The organism is Flavobacterium soyangense, from assembly GCF_015277675.1.
Lineage (GTDB): Bacteria > Bacteroidota > Bacteroidia > Flavobacteriales > Flavobacteriaceae > Flavobacterium > Flavobacterium soyangense.
The window spans coordinates 56,444-76,149 of the sequence record NZ_JADHEC010000006.1; the positions used below are offsets into that span (position 1 = coordinate 56,444).

The following is a 19,706-nucleotide window of genomic DNA, read 5'->3' on the forward strand; positions in this document are numbered from 1 at the left end:
TTAAAGTTGTTCGTGTGATTCTAAAAAATGAAATGTATGTTCCGGTTCAAATAGAAATCCATTATCTTTTAAGAATAGATAACAAGTAGACTGTGTAATGAACAAAATGTTACAAAAAAAGTATTAAAAAAACCTTAATCTGCACCTTTGTTGGTGTAAGTAGTTCATTTTTAAGAATAAATGCCTTTGAGGTTTTTTTATAACTAGAATTAGCTATTGTTATCTTTTCAACGAAAAGTGGGCTTTAAAAAATTTTGCAGTTCCTTTTTCAGAATAATTAACCGTGAACCAATAGTCAGAAGAAGGTAAAGGTTCCCCATTATACATCCCGTTCCAACCATCAGTAGAAGGAGTTATTTCTTTGATTAGTTTTCCAAATCTGTCAAAAATAAATATGGGCGCATCTGGATTTGTAGATGCTAAATGGGTAATATTCCAGGTTTCGTGATAGCCATCACCATTTGGTGTGAAATATTTTGGATAATTTATGATTACAGCATTAATGGGAGCTGGATTGCAGTGTCCGTTTTTATCTCTAACTGAAATGGTATGTTCTCCCGGAGAGATAGTATTAAAAATGTTACTGTCTTGAAATAATGAATCATCAATTTGATATTGATAATTTCCGGATCCCGCTCCTGAAACATTTACAGAAATAAAACTTGGATTTTCGAATGCATCACTGTATGTAATTTCAAGATATGGTGAGTATTTAGTGACTTTGGTTATAGATGTATTGATACAATTTGTATTTGTGTTCGTTATTTTTACTGCATAATTTCCTATTTGACTCGTTGTAATTGATGAAGTGTTTCCACATGGATTCCCGTCAAAGGTCCACTCAAATGTATAATTTGATGCGATTATACCTGTGTTTAAAATAGCGGAATTCAATAAAGTTCCGGTTTCATAATCTTCACAAATAAAATATTCCGGTTTTAATTGAGAAATAGGCAATGGATTCACAATGAATTTTAATTCGACAACATCAAAACATGGAGTTGTGACAGTATTGTTTGTTATTCTAATCCAGACGCTGTCATTAAACGGATTGTCGTTTTGGTAAACAGCAGGATTCGTAATAGGAATTGCATTGCTATTATTGGCTTCAGCCAAAGAATTGAAAAATGTTAAAGTAAAGTTAGCATCAGGTGTTTGGCCATTTAATACTTGATTTCTAATGGCTAATGTGGTCAAATCGAATTGGAAAATACCATCATTTGGACCAAATGTATCGCAGCTAACTAATGTAGTAACTGGATATGCAACAGGTTTAGGTGCAATGGTTATTGTAAACGGATTTTCATCGCTACAATTTAACCGATCTCCGGTTTCATAATAAATATAATATTTTGGTAATACTGTTGCTGGGGTTACTATAGTTCCAAAAGGGATTATTTTTCCTCCGCCCAAAAGCCCTCCAGGAGCATCAAAATAAAAATTATTAGGGGTTGGTAGCGGAGGAAAAGTAAAACTATCACAATACGATAATTGGGCAGGAATTGGATCTGCTTTAACACCATTTATTGAAATATCAAAAAAGTTTTCAGAATAGCAAGATGAGTCATTTGGATTTACTGCATAAATATAAATTCTATTGTTTTTGCTAATAATAGTTCCTGCAGCAATTGGGTTTACACCATATTGATCATAAAAATAATTCCCGTTAGTTAGTGGACTTAAAACATAAGAATTACATGCATCTATTTTTTTATCTCTGGAATCAATTATTGGCTTTTGATTTATAGTAATTAGCCAAGGTTTTTCATTGTAGCAACCTGCAGCTGTTAAAGAAGTTTTATAAATATATATTGTCGTAGTTGTAGTTATTATATCGCCAACTTTTAATATTGGCAAACCTTTGTTTGGACCTGAATAATAAGTGCCACCATCAGCCTGAGCCGGTAGAGAGAAACGTTCACAAGCTGTCATATTCGAAGGCGTAGTTAGGAACGGAGCATTTATTGTTATGGTAAAAAATTCATTATCTGTACAATTAGGTGTTCCTGCTCCCGGAACATATATATAAACTTTTGTTGTTTTTTCAATAAGCCCAGGAGGAATTATGTTTCCGCCACCATTTGGCGCATCACGGTATTCTCCAACAGGTGCTTTAGGGAGATTATAAGCAGGGCATTGGGTTATGTCAACTAATCCTATAGTGTCGATATAGACCGTAAAGATCTTATCTTGAGTTCTACAAGTATTACTTATCGCAAAAACATAAAGTTTTGTTGTCGTTGTTATTGGTGAAACTGCTAGTGTGTAAAGACCAGTTCCAGCATTGAAAGTGTAATAATTTCCAACTGTTAATGGCGGTAAATTATATGTACCACAAGAAAAAACATTAGGGAAAGAGCCTGTAATTTTTGGAGTAACATTTATGGTAATATTGAATTTACTTTGAACTTCACAAGGAGTAATATCAGTTGAAATAAAATAGGTATATACTAGCCCTGAAGTTGTTATTAATGTTGTTCCTCCAAAAAGTTCTGTATTACCAGCAGTTGTTGGCCCGCCTGGTAATGTAAAATAGCGAGATCCGAAACCTAATTTAGGTAACAAATATTGATCACAGGCTACTATATCAGTGGGTGTAATATCTGCTGGTACAACAATTTTTACATTGAATTTAGTTTCATAGGAACAACTTGGAGTTCCTCCAGTTTCGTTATAAATGTATACATTTTGGTCAGCAGTAATTACATCACCGGCACTTAGCATTGGTAAACCTTTGTTTGGTCCGGAATAATAATTTCCAGGATTTTTAAGAGTAGGCAAGGTAAAACCTATACAGACATACTGGTCAGGAATAAGGTCTAAAACTGGTTTTGGTTTAACAATTAAACTAAAACTTGTAGTGTTAAAACAAGTAGGGTCTGTCGTATTTTGAACTTTTGCAACTATTGTTGCATTTCCTGAAGGAAAAATAACAGATGTATTAATCGGATTTTTTCCTGTAATGGCATTAGCCATAGAGCGGTAATATGAAACATCGTATTTTGTTGGTGATTGTACTCCTAAAATGGTGGCTGTTCGTGAAGCAAGATCAAAATCAGCAGTGTTTGAACCCATTGTTGTTTCACATAAAGTGATGTCTACAGGATTATTGGCAATTGGCGGAGGCGTAAGTCCTAATTCAAATGATTTTGTTACGGCACAACCTGTTGTAATGTCCAATATCCTAGTCCAAATTGTAGCCGGTAAACTTCCGGTTGCTATAGTATAACTTGTTGGCAGTGGATTGCTATTTGAATCGGCATCTGCAGAAGAGGAATGATAACTTATCTTAGTTCCGGGAACTTGTACGATAGGCGTGTTAAAAGATAAATCATAAGTAAAGCCGGTCTGGCCAGCAGAATCACATTTGTATAAATTTACTGGATCAGGAGTTACAATTGGTTTATTGTATTCAACATTTATATAATCAGTAGTTACTTCGCAAGGTGGTGTAGACATAATGGTATAAGTAAGGCCATAAACTCCGGGTTGGTTTACGATCAAATCTGGTGTGTCTCCACCTATTCGATTTTTGTTAAAAGTCCATTTAAATGAATAAATCTTAGGGTCAAGACCTGAACGAATGATTTGGCTTTTATTATTGCAAATAGCTGTATTTCTTGCCGTTGTTAAATCAGCCCCTAAAACATCTTGACCAACATTAAAACTATTGGCTCCTAAAAATATGGCAGAATCGGCCTGATTGTCCTGCCTGTCAGCAATTACAAGTTTTATGTGATAGGTTATATTTGGTGTCAAAGTTGATGATGCGGCGTTCATAACAACAGTTTGTCCATTAAAATTTGTTGCTGAACCAACAGCATTTGAACCGCCATTAAATGCTCCAAAATAGGTTGGGTTTTCTGACAGGCAAGACGAATTATATAATGAATTACGAATGGTAACTACCGAAATTGGAATTGTTGTACTTGGGACTACAGCAAGATTTGTTGTTACTCCAGTTGTTTTATTAGTTAATAGAAATGCAAAAGCATCAGAAAACTTGCATTGAAAATTACCATATTCTTCGGATGCAAATAAAAATTTAAAGTCAAAGTTTGAAGAAAAAGGAACGAAGTCAAATTCTAAAACCGTTGCATTTGTGGATTTCATTGAGATTCCTGCGGCTAATAATGTAGCTTCTAAATCAGAGTCACCAGACCAAGCGGCGTTACCATCATCAAGTTGAGTTGTGTTTGGTCCAGGAGCATTTCTTACATCCCCCGTACTCAAAATCACGCCACTTGACAATGGGAAAGCTGGGTTTGTATTCTCAAAATATCCAATTCCGTTTGTAGAACCAAAATTTGTTCCGGTTCTCCACATAATGTTGCTTACAGGAACGCAAGTTTTGTTAACTAAAACATCGAGAACTAATTGTGGAACAGTATGAGTGCTAGTATCAACATTAATAGCCTGCGAATAACATCCTATCCAAAAGAGTGAAGTTATAAGAATTAGGCTTTTTTTCATAAAGAAATATATTTTGGGCAAAAATATAATGTTACCGATAAAAACTTTATTTTTATCGGTAAAACACACAGTAAATTTATAATAATTTTCAAATGAAACAAATAATTACCAAAATTAACTTATAAATTAATATGGAAAACTAATATTTGAACGAAAAAAGACAGATATTATTTCATACAAATCTAAAACAATTTCCCTCTTAAATACCTATCTTTGCAGCCTTAAAATTGACAATAAAATGACATTAACACAGATTCTTACGCCTTCTATTGAAAAAGCAATCCAAGCATTATTTAAAATTGCGATTGACAAAGTTGAATTTCAAAGTACACGCAAAGAGTTTGAAGGCGACATCACGATGGTAATTTTTCCTTTATTGAAAGTTGTAAAAAGTAATCCGGTAGAATTAGGAAATAAAATTGGAAACTATTTAGTCGAAAATGTTCCTGAAGTAAGTCGGTTTAATGTGGTTTCCGGTTTTTTAAATATTGTTATTTCTGACGAATATTATTTGAATTTCTTCAACGAAATAAGAGATGCCGAAAAATTTGGTTTTGTTACTCCAAGACCAGAAGATAAAGCTATAATGGTAGAATATTCTTCTCCAAATACTAATAAACCATTGCATTTAGGTCACGTTCGTAATAATCTCTTAGGTTATTCTGTTGCCGAAATTATCAAAGCTTCTGGCAAGAAAGTATACAAAACCCAAATCATAAACGATCGTGGAATCCATATTTGCAAATCGATGTTGGCTTGGAAAAAATTTGGAAATGGAGAAACTCCGGAATCAACCGGTTTGAAAGGCGATAAGTTAGTTGGGAATTATTATGTGGCTTTTGATAAAGCGTATAAAGAACAAATTGCACAATTAATCTCGGAAGGAAAAACAGAAGAAGAGGCAAAAAAACAAGCGCCAATAATTCTGGAAGCTCAAGAAATGTTATTGAAATGGGAAGCTGGAGATGCTAAAGTGATTGAACTTTGGAAAACAATGAACCAATGGGTTTATGACGGTTTTGCGATTACTTATAAAAACCTTGGAGTTGATTTTGATAAATATTACTACGAAAGCAATACTTATTTGCTCGGAAAAGATGTAGTTCAAATTGGTTTAGAAAAAGGTGTTTTCGAAAAAGATCCTGACGGTTCAGTTTGGATTGATTTAACTGATGAAGGTTTGGATCGTAAAATCGTGCTTCGTTCTGATGGTACTGCGGTTTATATGACACAGGATATAGGGACGGCAATCCAGCGTGTGAAGGATTTTCCAGACGTTGGCGGAATGGTTTATACCGTTGGAAACGAACAGGATTATCACTTTAAAGTATTGTTTTTAATCTTGAAAAAATTAGGTTTCGAATGGTCTAAAAACCTCTTTCATTTATCCTACGGAATGGTTGATTTACCTTCCGGAAAAATGAAATCCCGTGAAGGAACCGTTGTTGATGCCGATGATTTGATGCAAGAGATGACAGATACAGCTCAGAAAATTGCTGAAGATTTAGGAAAATTAGACAGCTATTCGCCTGAAGAAAAATCAAAATTATACAAAACTATTGGACTTGGCGCTTTGAAATATTATATTTTGAAAGTTGATCCAAAAAAACGAATCCTTTTTGATCCTGAAGAATCAGTAGATTTTGCCGGAAATACAGGGCCATTTATTCAATATACTTATGCGAGAATACAGTCGATTATTCGAAAAGCCAATTTTGATTTTTCAATTAAATCAGAAATAGTAACGCTTCACGAAAAGGAAAAAGAATTAATAAAACAACTTGAATTATTTCCTGAAGTTATTCAAAATGCAGCGCAAAATCACAGTCCGGCCTTACTGGCAAATTATACATATGATTTAGTACGTGAGTACAACTCTTTCTACCAAGCGGTTCCTATTTTAGGTTCAGATGTTGCAATAGAAAAAATATTTAGAGTACAACTTTCTAAAAAAGTTGCGGACACTATTGCTGCTTCTTTTAGTTTATTAGGTATCAGTGTTCCGGAAAGAATGTAATAATGATAAATCTTTTACGTTATTGATTAATAACAATTTAAAGATGTCATTATGAAAAAAATATCAATTTTAGCTTTGCTGGTCATTGCAGCAATTTCATGTTCCGATAATCAAACGGACTCAACTAGCGGGAATGTCACTTTAAAAGCCTCAGCAGTATCAACAACTGGAAAGACTTCTTTGACAGCTAGAACTGCAGCGGCATCAACTGTAGTTATTACCGATTTTAAAATTAACATTGGTAGTATCAAATTGGAGACAGATTCAGAAGATGTGAGACATACTGAGGATCCTTTGCATGAAGATGTTAAGCTTACAGGTCCTTTTTTGCTTGATTTATTAGATCCAGATAAAACTTTATCACAAGTTATTACTTCGGTTTCTATTCCGAATGCTAAATATGAAGAGATAAAATTCAAATTTCAACCAAGCACTTTGGCTGGAGAAATGAATGGAAAGAGTTTCATGATTAAAGGTACTGTAGACGGGAAAAATTTTGTTGTTTGGAGTGCTAAACAAGTGGAATTAGGAATGGACTTTAGTGATCCTTCTAAAGACTTCACAGTGAATAGCAATAATATTTCTCTTAATATCAAAATTCAGATTGATGCAATTATGGCGAAGATAACTGCTTTAGCCGGTCAAGGATTGCTTACAGACGCTGATGGGGATGGTGTTATCGAAATTACTACAGGTAGCGATGATGGACATCATGATTTAGGAGAGCTTATAAGAGATTTACTTGAAAAGGAAACACATTTAGACGATAAGGATTAATCTTCAGGTTAATTGATTCCATAATAAAAGAGGCTATCTTAAAAAGACAGCCTCTTTTTATTTATAATACTATTTAAACTTCAAAATCAAATGCTTAAATTTGCACCTTAATTAAAGAGAAAAAAATTATGTTCGATAATTTAAGCGATAAATTAGACAAGGCCTTTCATATACTAAAAGGTCACGGAAAAATCACAGAAGTAAACGTTGCAGAAACTCTAAAAGAAGTACGTCGTGCTTTATTAGATGCCGATGTTAACTTTAAAATTGCCAAAGATTTTACTACCAAAGTAAAAGAAAAAGCAATTGGTCAAAACGTATTAACAACCCTTCAACCAGGACAATTGTTAGTGAAAATTGTCAAAGATGAACTGACCGAATTAATGGGTGGAGATGTAGCCGGAATCAATCTTTCTGGAAATCCTACTGTTATTTTAATGTCAGGATTACAAGGTTCAGGGAAAACCACCTTTTCCGGAAAATTAGCCAATTATCTTCAAACCAAAAAGAACAAAAAACCACTTTTGGTTGCTTGTGATATTTATCGTCCTGCGGCGATTCAACAATTATATGTTGTTGGAGATTCAATTGCAGTTGAGGTTTATTCTGAGCCTGAAAATAAAAATCCTGTAGAAATTGCCCAAAATGCAATCAAACACGCAAAAGCAAATGGATTTAATGTTGTGATTGTCGATACTGCCGGTCGTCTCGCTGTGGATGAGGCAATGATGACCGAAATTTCAAACGTTCACAAAGCCATTCAACCACACGAAACCTTGTTTGTGGTTGATTCAATGACCGGTCAAGATGCCGTAAATACAGCAAAAGCATTCAATGATAGATTAAATTTTGATGGTGTAATCTTAACTAAATTAGACGGTGATACTCGTGGAGGAGCTGCTATTTCTATTAAATCGGTTGTTAACAAACCAATAAAATTTGTTGGAACAGGCGAAAAAATGGATGCTATTGACGTTTTCTATCCAAGCCGTATGGCGGAACGTATTCTAGGAATGGGAGACGTTGTGTCTTTGGTAGAAAGGGCTCAAGAACAATTCGATGAAGAAGAAGCCAGAAAAATCCAAAAGAAAATCGCTAAAAATGAATTTGGTTTTGATGATTTCCTTTCCCAAATTCAGCAGGTGAAGAAAATGGGTAATATGAAAGATTTGGTTGGGATGATTCCTGGTGCCACAAAAGCAATGAAAGATGTCGAAATAGAAGATGATGCATTCAAATCTATAGAAGCAATTATTCATTCGATGACTCCAAAAGAGAGATCTAAACCTGTCATAATTGATGTAAAAAGAAAAGCCAGAATTGCTAAAGGGTCAGGAACAAAAATTGAGCAAGTCAATCAGTTGATGAAACAGTTTGAACAAATGAGTAAGATGATGAAGATAATGCAAGGGCCAGGCGGAAAAAATATGATGAAAATGATGGGAAACATGAAAGGAATGCCTGGAGGGGCACCTGGAATGAGATAAAAATATTTGTTTAAATTTTTAGTTTTCAAGTTGTTGAAATCTAAAAATTTAGACCTTAAACTTTAAACAAAAAAATGCAACTACTAGACGGAAAAAAAACATCGGAAGATATTAAAAGCGAAATTGCTGCCGAAGTACAAAAAATGAAAGCTGATGGGCAGAAAGTTCCTCATTTAGCAGCTGTTATTGTTGGTAGTAATGGGGCAAGTTTAACTTATGTAGGCAGTAAAGTAAGATCTTGTCAACAAATAGGATTTGAATCTACTTTGGTTTCCTTGCCAGAAACTATTTCGGAATTGGAGTTGCTTAAAAAAATTAAGGAATTAAATGATGATGATGATTTAGATGGTTTTATCGTTCAATTGCCTTTGCCAAAACATATTGACGAGCAAAAAATCCTTATGGCTATTGATCCTGATAAAGATGTGGACGGTTTTCATCCTACCAATTTTGGTAAAATGGCTTTGGAAATGGAAACATTTTTGCCAGCGACTCCTTATGGAATAATGGAATTATTGGAGCGATACAAAGTAGAAACTGCAGGCAAACATACCGTAGTTATTGGGCGTAGTCACATTGTTGGTCGCCCGATGAGTATTTTGATGAGCCGAAAAGGATATCCAGGTGATTCAACAGTAACGCTTACTCATAGTAGAACCAAAAATATAGAAGAATTTACTAAAAATGCCGATATTATCATCACAGCTCTTGGCGTTCCTAATTATCTTAAAGCAGATATGGTAAAAGATGGAGTTGTTGTAATTGACGTAGGTATTACCAGAGTCGAAGATACTTCTCATCCAAAAGGGTATGTTATTACTGGCGATGTTGATTTTGATGAAGTAAGTAAAAAATCTTCTTTTATAACTCCGGTTCCCGGTGGAGTAGGGCCAATGACTATTGCGATGTTGTTGAAAAATACGCTTTTGGCGAGAAAAATTAGGAGTAAAAAATAATATTTTAAAAATATAAAAAGCAAAACCCAAGATGATAATCTTGGGTTTTGCTTTTTTATTTAATAATCCCCTCTTTTCTTAAATCGTGGATCATCTCTTTTGATGAATTCAGTTTTGCGTTTTGGAACTTCTTGTTTTGGCAAACTCGCTTCTTCAGTTTTGCTTGAAGGTTCAATCAATTCGTTAAGTTCCTTGATTTCGAAATCAGTCAAATCACGGAATCTTCCCACGGGAATATCTAGCGAAATATTGATAATTCGGATGCGTTTCAAAGCTGTAACTTCATAACCCAAATATTCGCACATTCTACGAATTTGGCGGTTTAAACCTTGTGTAATGACGATTTTAAACGTGGTAGAGCTGATTTTTTCTACTTTACATTTTCGAGTAACAGTGTCCAAGATTGGAACTCCATTTCCCATTTTTTCAATAAAACGATCGGTTATGAGTTTGTTGACCGTAACTGTATATTCTTTTTCGTGATTGTTTCTGGCGCGAAGAATCTTGTTGACAATATCTCCGTCATTGGTCATAAAAATCAAGCCTTCACTGGCTTTGTCCAATCTTCCAATGGGAAAAATGCGTTTTGGATAATTGATGTAATCGACGATATTATTGCGAACCTCCAAGTTTGTGGTACATTCAATACCAACGGGTTTATTGAAAGCTAAATAGATGGATTTTTCGTTTTTCTCCCGAATTAATTTGCCATCAATACGTACTTCATCATCTGGAGAAACTTTTGTTCCTAATTCCGGTACGATTCCGTTGATGGTTACACGACCTTCTTCAATTATTTTATCGGCTTCACGACGCGAGCAAAAGCCTGTTTCTCCTATGAATTTGTTGAGGCGTTTTAGATTTTCTTCCATTAGACAAAAGTAATCAATTATTTTGGTTGTGATTTGTAAACGGGTTATTCCGTTTCAAATAAAAATTGGTACACTTTTTTATATAAATCATGATCGTGCAATTTGTGCCCTAAACCTGAAGTTTCAATAAATTGTACATCTTTCCAGGCACCAACAATTTTTATTGCTTCTTTGAATAAGACAATTTTATCGTCAATATCATGCGCTACCAGTCCTTTTATGTTAATTTCTGAAGCAAATAATTGTCCTGAAAATTGTTCGAGGTTTCGATTTAAGATTACAATATATTTTTTTTCCAATGCTTTTGAAATTTTGGAGTTCAAACTCAATAAGGCAATGAAATTATGGAATATAATTTTAAAATCGCTCGGAGATCCTAAAACCACCATTTTTTGGATGGAAGCACTTTGATATTTGTATTGATAATATAAACACGTTTTTCCTCCCATTGAATGACCAATAAGATATTTCGGTTTAAATTTTTCGACAATTACGTGAATAAATTCGGCATATTTAGGAACAGTAAATTCTTTTCCACTCGATAATCCTTGAGCTGGTCCATCAATTGCAATGATTGTATGACCTGATTTTTTTAAATAAGGCAACATTTTTTTCCATCTTGAGGAGTTGCTTTCCCATCCGTGAATCAATAAAATAACGGTTTCATCTCCTTTCCAAGTATAGGTTTGAATCGAATCTCCATTATGCTGAATGGTTTCTGAATGAACTTCTTTAAGGGTATTAGGGAGATTTTCTTTAGTTAATTTTCCTTTTCTTGGTTCGCTAAATAAGGCGTGCGCAAGCTGAGTAGCTTTTTTTGGAAATATAAAGCTCAAAAAGTTGATGTATAATCCAATGGACTTAACAATAAAAAAATTAATGAATTTTTTCATATTAAAAAAAAGTCCCGAAATGTATCGGGACTTAAATGATTTTAGAATTTAGCGAAAAGCTTTTCCATTTTCTCCTTCTCTTCTTCAGCTAAAACGCTGTCGACTAATATTCTTCCTGAATGTTCATCAGTGATAATTTTCTTTCTGGAAGCAATCTCTACTTGAGTTTGCGGTGGAATGGTAAAAAACGATCCTGCAGATGCTCCTCTTTCGATAGAAACAACAGCTAATCCATTGCGAACACTTGATCTGATTCTGTTATAAGCGGCTAATAATCTTTCTTCGATTAATACTTGATATTCAACTGATTTCTCTGATAAAAACGCCTCTTCCTTAGCAGTTTCAGACATAATAGCGTCTAATTCTGATTTTTTATGTTTCAAGTGATTAGATTTAGTTTCTAATCTCTCTTTTGATTGTGCAATTATTTCTTTCTTGTGTTCGATAGAAGCTTTCATTTCTTTGATTTGCTTCTCGGCTAATTGAATTTCTAATTCTTGAAACTCAACTTCTTTGGTCAAAGAGTTGAATTCTCTATTGTTACGAACAGTTTCTTGTTGTTTGGCGTATCTTTTGATAGCTTCTTTGTGCTGATCAATTGCATTTTTCTTTACCTTGATAAGATCTTCAATAGTTTCAAGATCATTTTTCAATTTTTCTGAACGTGTGCTTAATCCAGCAACCTCATCTTCTAAATCTTCCACTTCAAGAGGAAGTTCACCTCTCACGTTTCTAATTTCGTCAATTCTGGAGTCAATTAATTGTAAATCATAAATTGCTCTTAATTTGTCTTCAACACTCAATTCTTTTGTAGTCGCCATATTCTATTGTCTATAAGTACTTAACTGGATTTGTATTTTCTTCTGATAAAACGATTGCAAAATTAAGGATTTTTTTCCTAAGAAAATCAACAATATAATTTTTTGTATAGCGTTCGCTTTCAAAATGACCAATATCAGCCAAAAGTAGTTGATTTTCAGCTTCGTAAAATTGATGGTACTTTAAATCTGCCGTCAAAAAAACGTCTGCACCAGCCTGAATTGCGTTTTTTATGGCGAAACTTCCCGAACCGCCCAGAACAGCAACCTTTTTTATGGGTTTCCCCAAAAAAGTACTATGCCGAATTCCTTCACTTTGCATTTTACCTTTTACGAAATTCAGAAAGTCTTTTTCGTCCATTGGAAGACTTAATTCGCCAATCATTCCCAGTCCAATGTTCTGATTTTTGTTCTGCAAATCATAAATTTCATAAGCTACTTCTTCGTAAACGTGATTTTTAAAAAGGGCTTTTAGAATTTTGTTTTCCAAATGTTTTTCGAAAGTGACTTCGATTTTGATTTCGTCTCCTTCCACAAATTCAAATCGCTCGCCAATCTCAGGATTGCTGTGTTCGTTACCCATATAGGTTCCAATTCCTTTCGAGTTGAAACTACAATTTTCATAATTGCCAATGTTTCCCGCCCCAGCATCAAACAATGAATTACGTAGTTTTTCGGCATTTTCCGGAATGGTGTACGTCACTAATTTCCGAATGAAATTGGTTTTCGGTATTAAAATTTTAGTTTTGGTTAAACCCAAGGCATCACAGAATATTTTATTCACACCATCTTGATGATTGTCTAATGCAGTGTGCACGGCATAAATCGCGATGTCATTTTTTATGGCTTTTATAATGGCTCTTTCTACATAGTTTTTGCCCGTGATTTTTTTTAATCCAGAGAACAAAATGGGATGGAAACAAACAACCAAATTACATTTATTAGCAATCGCTTCGTCAATCACACTTTCCAAGGCATCGTGGCAAACCAAAACGCCAGTTCCTTGCGAATCTTGATTCCCAACCAAAAGACCAACATTGTCAAAATCTTCGGCATAGGCGAGTGGCGCCATTTCTTCAAGTACGGAAATTATTTCTTTGATTTTCATTGAATTTAGTTTTAAAATTTATGTTTAAAGTTCAAGGTTGAGCAACTTTCAACTTTAAACAAATGAAACAAAAAATTATATTTCAAAGATAAATTATTATACTTTCGTATTATGAATTTACTTCGAAAAATACTGTTTCCGTTTGCCATTTTGTATGGATTCATTACGAGTATTCGGAATTTTCTTTTTGACAAAGGTATTTTGAAATCCTATTCTTTTGATATTCCAATTATTGCTGTCGGTAATCTAAGTGTTGGTGGCACCGGAAAAACTCCTCAAATTGAATATTTGATTCGGTTGCTTTCGCCAAATTATAAAGTTGCCACATTAAGTCGCGGATACAAAAGACAGTCCAAAGGATTTATTTTAGCAGATTCCACTTCAAATGCTGAAATCCTTGGAGACGAGCCGTTTCAGTTTTTTAAAAAATTCAACAACATTCAGGTAGCCGTTGATGCTGATAGAAAAAACGGCATTGAACAACTGCTTTCACAAACCGAAAAACCTGACTCGAGCGATAGCGAACAGGCGAAGCAAATTATCCTGCTGGACGATGCTTTTCAACATCGGAAAGTAAAGGCGGGTTTCTATATTTTGCTGACTTCTTACGGAGATTTGTATTCAGACGATTTTATGTTACCAACGGGAAATTTGCGCGAAAGAAAATGCGGAGCAAAAAGAGCCAATGTTGTAATTGTCACCAAATGCCCTGCGACCCTTTCTATTGACGAACAAAATAATATTAAAACCAAATTGAAGCTTATTTCGACTCAAGAATTGTATTTTTCCTGTATTGAATATGATGAATTCATTTTTTCAGAAGACAAAATGATGAAAGTTGAAGAAGTCAGGAATGTTGATAAATTACTTTTGGCTGGAATTGCAAAACCTGATCCATTTTTCCGATATTTACAAGGCGAAAAGGATGAATGCCTGATTTATTCTGACCATTACCATTTTACAGAAAAAGATCTTTTAGAAATAGGAAATAAAGCACAAAATAAAATAATCATCACCACCGAAAAAGATTTCGTGAGATTGAAAGGCAGAATTCCAAAAGAGCAGCTTTTCTATTTGCCCATACGAAGTTCATTTCTTTTTGCGACTGAAAATTTTGATAAAACCATTACAAATTATGTGGGAAATAGTACAAGAAACTGTTAGTTTTATAAAAGAAAAAACCAATTTCACTCCAGAATATGGTGTGATTTTAGGCTCCGGATTAGGTAGTTTTACGGATGATATTCAAATCGAATTCACTTTGCCTTATACTGAAATTCCAAATTTTCCTGTTTCGACAGTTCAAGGTCACAAAGGAGCTTTGGTTTTTGGATTCATTGGAGACAAAAAAGTAGTTGCTATGCAAGGTCGTTTCCATTTCTATGAAGGCTATTCGATGCAGGAAGTTACTTTTCCGGTGCGTGTGATGAAATATTTGGGTGTCAAAAAACTGATTGTTTCCAATGCTTCCGGTGGTGTAAATACGAATTATAATGTTGGCGATATCGTAATTATCAGAGACCACGTCAATATGATGCCGGAACATCCTTTGCGAGGCAAAAATGACGAACGTTTTGGGCCAAGATTTGTGAATATGAGCGAAGCTTATTCGAAAAATATGATTACAAAAGCCAAAGAATTAGCCAAAAATCTAAATATTAAAGTTCTGGATGGTGTTTATCTTGGGCTTCAAGGGCCAACATTTGAAACTCTTGCCGAATATAAAATGGTAAAAAACATTGGTGCTGATTGCGTAGGGATGTCAACCGTTCCCGAAGTAATTGTGGCACGTCATATGGAAATGGAAACTTTTGGGTTATCCGTGATTACTGATATTGGCGATGAAGATAGTATCGAAACTATTTCTCACGATGAAGTGTTGGAAGCAGCAAAAAGCGCGGAACCTAAAGTGAGAATTCTAATCAAGGAATTGATTTTGAAATATTAAAATTGTCTAGATATGTTTAGCAATAATCGCATAAAAATCTTCTGGAACGAATGGTTTTGTGATGACATCATTCATACCATAAGACAAAAGCATATCTCTATTTTCATTTAACGAAATTGCTGTGAGTGCAATAATAGGAGTGGTTTTGTCAAATTTTCTAATTTCTTGAGTGGCAATAGTTCCATTTATTCCAGGCAAATGAACGTCCATCAGGATCATATCAAATTTATTGTTTTTGGCTATTTCTATAGCGTCTTCGCCATTGTCAATAATCTCGCAATGAATTCTCTTATTTTTTAGCATTTTTTTGGAAACCATTTGGTTGATTTTATTGTCTTCAACAACCAATATTTTTTTATTTATTAGAGTAGAGTCTTCATAAGTTTTTAGTTTTTCTTCAATGTTTAAATTTTTTTCACCTTCTTTAAATTTCAATTCGAATGAAAAAGAAGAGCCTTTCCCAACAATGCTTTTAAGTTTTATGTCACCTCCCAAAATTTCAGTTAGTTTCTTTACAATAGTCAATCCTAAGCCAGTTCCTCCGTATTTACGGTTTATTCCAACGGAACCTTGTGAGAAACTATTAAATACAGAATCTAATTTATCTTCTGGAATTCCAATTCCTGTATCCTTTACTTCAAAATAAACAGTTGCATTTTTATCTTCTAACGATAAGAGTTTTGCAATTAATTTTACACTTCCATCATGTGTAAATTTCAATGCATTATTAATTAAATTCAAAATAATCTGTGACAATTTAGTAGGATCGCCAATCAAATTATCTGGAATTTTTGAATCAATTTCGAGTACAAAATTATTGTTATTTATCGAAGCTAATTCTTTTAAAGAGTTTTGTATATTTTCTAATAATTTTTTTAGATTAAAATCGATACTTTCTATTTCAGTTTTGTTAGAATCTATTTTTTGGATTTCCAGAATATCATTAATAAATGTTGTGAGATAGTTTCCTGAAAACTCCAAAGATTTCAAATATTTTAATTGTGATTTCTTAGGTTTTTCTTCCAATAATAAATGAGCAATACCGTTAATTGCGTTCAAAGGTGTCCGCAGTTCGTGACTTACTGTCGAAAGGAATTCAGATCTGGCTTTTGAAGCTTTTTCTGCTCTTTCTTTGGCAATAATCAGTTCCTTGTTTTTTTCTTCCAACAATAGATTTGATTGGGTTCTGATGATATTATTTTTGTACAAAGCCAAACTTAACAAGGATAAGATAGAAATTAATGCAATGGCAAGAATGTTGATAAGTTTTGAAAATTTACTCGCTTTTTCCTGCTGTTTATTTTCTTTATTTATTTGCTCAATCTCTTTTAATCGCTCGGACTCCTTGAACTTTTCATAATCATCGACTCCAAGTTTTTCATTGTCCAAAATAGAAATACTTTCTTCTAAATTCGTGTGTTGTTTTAAATAGGAATAGGCACTATTTTTATCCAATATTTTTTCATAAACAGAACTCAATGCAAGTAAAATAGCTGATTTCTGTTCTGAATTTTTAGTTTTCGCATTTAATTCCAATGCTTTATTGAAATAATTTAAGGCCAAATTATTTTTGTTTTGAGCCATTTCAATAGTTCCTATTTGATACAAAGCCTCAGTTTTGCTATCCAAAGCTACTTGATTATCAGGTTTGGCAATTATTGTATTGAAAATAGTTGAAGCCAAATCAAATTTGCCTTTTGCTTTATAAATAATTCCTCTTTGAAGGTTTATCAAATCAACAGAATCAGTAATTTCTAAGATGTCATATAATGATTGGGCTTTGTCAAAACAAATTTCAGCTTTATCAAAACTTCTTTTTTGCATATAGCACATTCCTAGATAGTAATATGTAGATGCTTTAAGGGTAGTGTATTCTAGGGTTTTCGACAATGAAATACTTTTGTTGAAAGCTTTTATTGCATCATCATATTTTTTGACATCATAATAAAGTTTCCCCAAGCTAAATGTTTCGCTAGCCTGAGTTTCAGTTTTATTATTTACTTTTGAATAATGGATGGACTTTTGAGTATAAAGAAGTGCATCTTTATATTTATTTGCTTTAACATTTGCATTACGCAAACTGCTGTAATAAGCAACGCTATCTATTTTCTCAATAGCTGATTTCTTTTGAGAATATAAAAATGTACTGACTAAAACAAAAAATAATAGTAATGACTTCATTAGATATTTGGAATTTCCTTATGACAGCCATAAAGATATTGAATTATTGATTTAATTCGTTAAAATAATTAAATCAATAATTCGAGAGGAATAACCAATTTCATTATCATACCAGCCAACAACTTTTACCATTTTATCAATTACCGAGGTTAGTTGCGCATCAAAAAGACAAGAATTTCTGTTGCCAATTACATCAACGGAAACTATTGGATCTTCGGTATAAGCCAGGATTCCTTTTAAATTTGTTTGCGAAGCCATCTTGAAAGCTGCATTGATTTCCTCAATTGTTACGGCACGTTTTACATTGAAAGTAATATCGGTCAGTGAACCATCAGGTACGGGAACACGAATGCCACAACCTCCAATTTTACCTTCGAATTCCGGGAAAATCTTTGTTAAAGCTTTTGCTGCACCAGTTGTCGTTGGAACAATAGATTGACTTGCGCCACGAGCACGACGTAAATCTTTGTGCGGTTGATCGTGAAGACTTTGGTCAGTTGTATAAGAGTGTATAGTTGTGATGTAAGCTTGCTCAATTCCACAAAGTTCATTGATGACTTTCATCATCGGAGCGGCGTTGTTTGTGGTGCAACTCGCGTTCGAAATAATGGTTTCGGTTCCGTCAAGAATATGTTCGTTGACACCAAGAACCACTGTTTTTATGGAATCAACTTCGGATGGAGCAGAAAGAATTACTTTTTTGGCTCCAGCCAAAATATGAGCATTGATTTCCTCAAAAGTTCTATATTTCCCGGTACTTTCAATAACAACATCAATATTTGCTAATTTCCAATCGAGGTTTGAAATGCTTTTCTCGTGGAAAAATAAAAAATGTTTTCCCTCAACGATAATTCCTTTTTCATCGTGAGAAACTTCGAAAGGTAAAACCCCGTGAATGCTATCATATTTAATTAAATGCGCCATTGTTTTAGTATCGGCGATGTCATTAATGGCAACAACTTCAATGGTGGGATGGTTTAAAAGCAAACGAAATAAATTTCGCCCAATTCTTCCAAAACCGTTTATGGCAATTCTTGTTTTCAATGTTTTTAGATTAATTGTTTAACTGGTTAATCGTTTAACCGATTAATCAATTCAACTTTATAAAATATGTTTTTGTGCTTTATAGGAAGAACGCACCAACGGCCCGCTTTCAACATGTCGGAAACCTAATTCCAAACCAAAATTTTCATATTTGGCGAATTGTTCCGGTGTTATGAATTCTTTTACCGGCAGGTGTTTTTTGCTCGGTTGCAGGTATTGACCAATGGTTACAATATCAACATTGGCATCGTATAAATCTTGCATCGTTTGGAAAACTTCTTCTTCGGTTTCGCCAAGACCCAGCATAATTCCAGATTTAGTCCTGTTGATTCCTTTTTCTTTTAAGTATTTTAAAACTTCTAGACTTCGGTCGTATTTTGCTTGAATACGCACTTCACGAGTCAATCTTCGAACAGTTTCCACGTTGTGTGAAACTACTTCTGGATTGGCTTCCACGATGCGGTCTATATTTCTTTCGATTCCTTGAAAATCCGGAATAAGTGTTTCAAGAGTTGTAGTTGGGTTCATTCTGCGAATAGCTTTTACGGTTTCTATCCAAATAATGGAACCGCCATCTTTTAAATCATCTCTGTCCACACTCGTGATTACGGCGTGTTTAATGTTCATTATTTTTATGGAACGCGCTACTTTCTCCGGCTCATCCCAATCAACGGTTTCTGGTCTTCCGGTTTTTACGCCACAAAATCCACAAGAACGCGTGCAGATATTTCCTAAAATCATAAACGTTGCCGTTCCTTCGCCCCAGCATTCGCCCATATTCGGACAACTTCCCGAGGTGCAAATAGTATTCAGGCTGTATTTGTCAACTAAACCACGGAGTTCTGTATATTTTTGACCGATTGGTAGTTTTACTCGCAACCATTTTGGTTTGGCTACGCCCTGTTCGGCTTTGCCTCGAGTGTCAACAGGTAATGCATTTTCTAAAACAGATTCCATAAAGTATTTTTTGAAAGTGCAAAGATAAGTAAAGTAGATTTAGGAATTGGAATTTGTGTATTGGGATTTTTGATGCAGGAATTGGGATTTTATATTAAAATTGGGGAAATAAAAAGTACTTGTTTTGCAATTGTTTGAGTGTGAACACTTATATAAATTCACTCAAAAATTGTGA

At 34.1% G+C, this 19,706-nt stretch carries 14 protein-coding genes; 6 read left to right on the forward strand and 8 right to left on the reverse strand.

Annotated features, from left to right (window positions below):
• Positions 1–219 precede the first annotated feature (219 nt).
• On the reverse strand, positions 220–4,473 hold the full coding sequence (locus tag IR213_RS04330) for a T9SS type B sorting domain-containing protein (RefSeq protein WP_194311082.1): 4,254 nt from the start codon (positions 4,471–4,473) through the stop codon (positions 220–222).
• Between the two features lie 238 nt (positions 4,474–4,711).
• Between IR213_RS04330 and argS the strand changes: the two genes are divergently transcribed.
• The 4 genes from argS (at position 4,712) to IR213_RS04350 (ending at position 9,710) form a co-directional block, all read left to right on the forward strand.
• Complete coding sequence (gene argS, locus IR213_RS04335) at positions 4,712–6,490, forward strand: arginine--tRNA ligase (protein ID WP_194311083.1); 1,779 nt, start codon at positions 4,712–4,714, stop codon at positions 6,488–6,490.
• Between the two features lie 51 nt (positions 6,491–6,541).
• Positions 6,542–7,267 carry a hypothetical protein gene (locus IR213_RS04340; RefSeq protein ID WP_228479088.1) on the forward strand — a complete coding sequence of 242 codons (726 nt, stop codon included), beginning with the start codon at positions 6,542–6,544 and terminating at the stop codon, positions 7,265–7,267.
• A 128-nt stretch (positions 7,268–7,395) separates the two neighbouring features.
• Complete coding sequence (ffh, locus tag IR213_RS04345) at positions 7,396–8,754, forward strand: signal recognition particle protein (protein ID WP_194311084.1); 1,359 nt, start codon at positions 7,396–7,398, stop codon at positions 8,752–8,754.
• Between the two features lie 74 nt (positions 8,755–8,828).
• Complete coding sequence (locus tag IR213_RS04350) at positions 8,829–9,710, forward strand: bifunctional 5,10-methylenetetrahydrofolate dehydrogenase/5,10-methenyltetrahydrofolate cyclohydrolase (protein ID WP_194311085.1); 882 nt, start codon at positions 8,829–8,831, stop codon at positions 9,708–9,710.
• A 59-nt stretch (positions 9,711–9,769) separates the two neighbouring features.
• Here the strand turns inward: IR213_RS04350 and rluF are convergent, their stop codons facing one another.
• Genes rluF through IR213_RS04370 form a run of 4 tightly spaced genes read right to left on the reverse strand, consistent with a single transcriptional unit; the run spans position 9,770 to position 13,401 of the window.
• Positions 9,770–10,582, reverse strand: coding sequence for a 23S rRNA pseudouridine(2604) synthase RluF (rluF, locus tag IR213_RS04355; RefSeq protein ID WP_194311086.1), 813 nt, complete (start codon positions 10,580–10,582; stop codon positions 9,770–9,772).
• A gap of 44 nt (positions 10,583–10,626) precedes the next feature.
• On the reverse strand, positions 10,627–11,475 hold the full coding sequence (locus IR213_RS04360; protein ID WP_194311087.1) for an alpha/beta fold hydrolase: 849 nt from the start codon (positions 11,473–11,475) through the stop codon (positions 10,627–10,629).
• Positions 11,476–11,516: 41 nt separating this feature from the next.
• Positions 11,517–12,296 (reverse strand): zinc ribbon domain-containing protein, encoded by a 780-nt coding sequence (locus IR213_RS04365; protein WP_194311088.1) that lies wholly within the window; start codon positions 12,294–12,296, stop codon positions 11,517–11,519.
• A gap of 10 nt (positions 12,297–12,306) precedes the next feature.
• The gene (locus IR213_RS04370; protein ID WP_194311089.1) at positions 12,307–13,401 is read right to left on the reverse strand and encodes a Nif3-like dinuclear metal center hexameric protein; all 1,095 of its coding nucleotides are present in this window, start codon (positions 13,399–13,401) and stop codon (positions 12,307–12,309) included.
• Positions 13,402–13,512: 111 nt separating this feature from the next.
• Here IR213_RS04370 and lpxK point away from each other — a divergent pair, with 111 nt between their 5' ends.
• On the forward strand, positions 13,513–14,565 hold the full coding sequence (gene lpxK / locus IR213_RS04375; RefSeq protein ID WP_194311090.1) for a tetraacyldisaccharide 4'-kinase: 1,053 nt from the start codon (positions 13,513–13,515) through the stop codon (positions 14,563–14,565).
• A complete protein-coding gene (locus IR213_RS04380) occupies positions 14,537–15,349 on the forward strand; it encodes a purine-nucleoside phosphorylase (RefSeq protein ID WP_194311091.1) in 813 nt (270 codons plus the stop codon). The genes lpxK and IR213_RS04380 overlap by 29 nt, the downstream gene beginning before the upstream one ends.
• A 6-nt stretch (positions 15,350–15,355) precedes the next feature.
• Here IR213_RS04380 and IR213_RS04385 read toward each other — a convergent pair whose 3' ends face one another.
• The 3 genes from IR213_RS04385 to lipA are packed head-to-tail and all read right to left on the reverse strand — an operon-like array spanning position 15,356 to position 19,531.
• On the reverse strand, positions 15,356–17,530 hold the full coding sequence (locus IR213_RS04385) for a tetratricopeptide repeat-containing hybrid sensor histidine kinase/response regulator (protein ID WP_194311092.1): 2,175 nt from the start codon (positions 17,528–17,530) through the stop codon (positions 15,356–15,358).
• Between the two features lie 51 nt (positions 17,531–17,581).
• A complete protein-coding gene (gene gap, locus IR213_RS04390; protein WP_194311093.1) occupies positions 17,582–18,574 on the reverse strand; it encodes a type I glyceraldehyde-3-phosphate dehydrogenase in 993 nt (330 codons plus the stop codon).
• A 57-nt stretch (positions 18,575–18,631) separates the two neighbouring features.
• On the reverse strand, positions 18,632–19,531 hold the full coding sequence (gene lipA, locus IR213_RS04395) for a lipoyl synthase (RefSeq protein ID WP_194311094.1): 900 nt from the start codon (positions 19,529–19,531) through the stop codon (positions 18,632–18,634).
• Between the last annotated feature and the right edge of the window lie 175 nt (positions 19,532–19,706).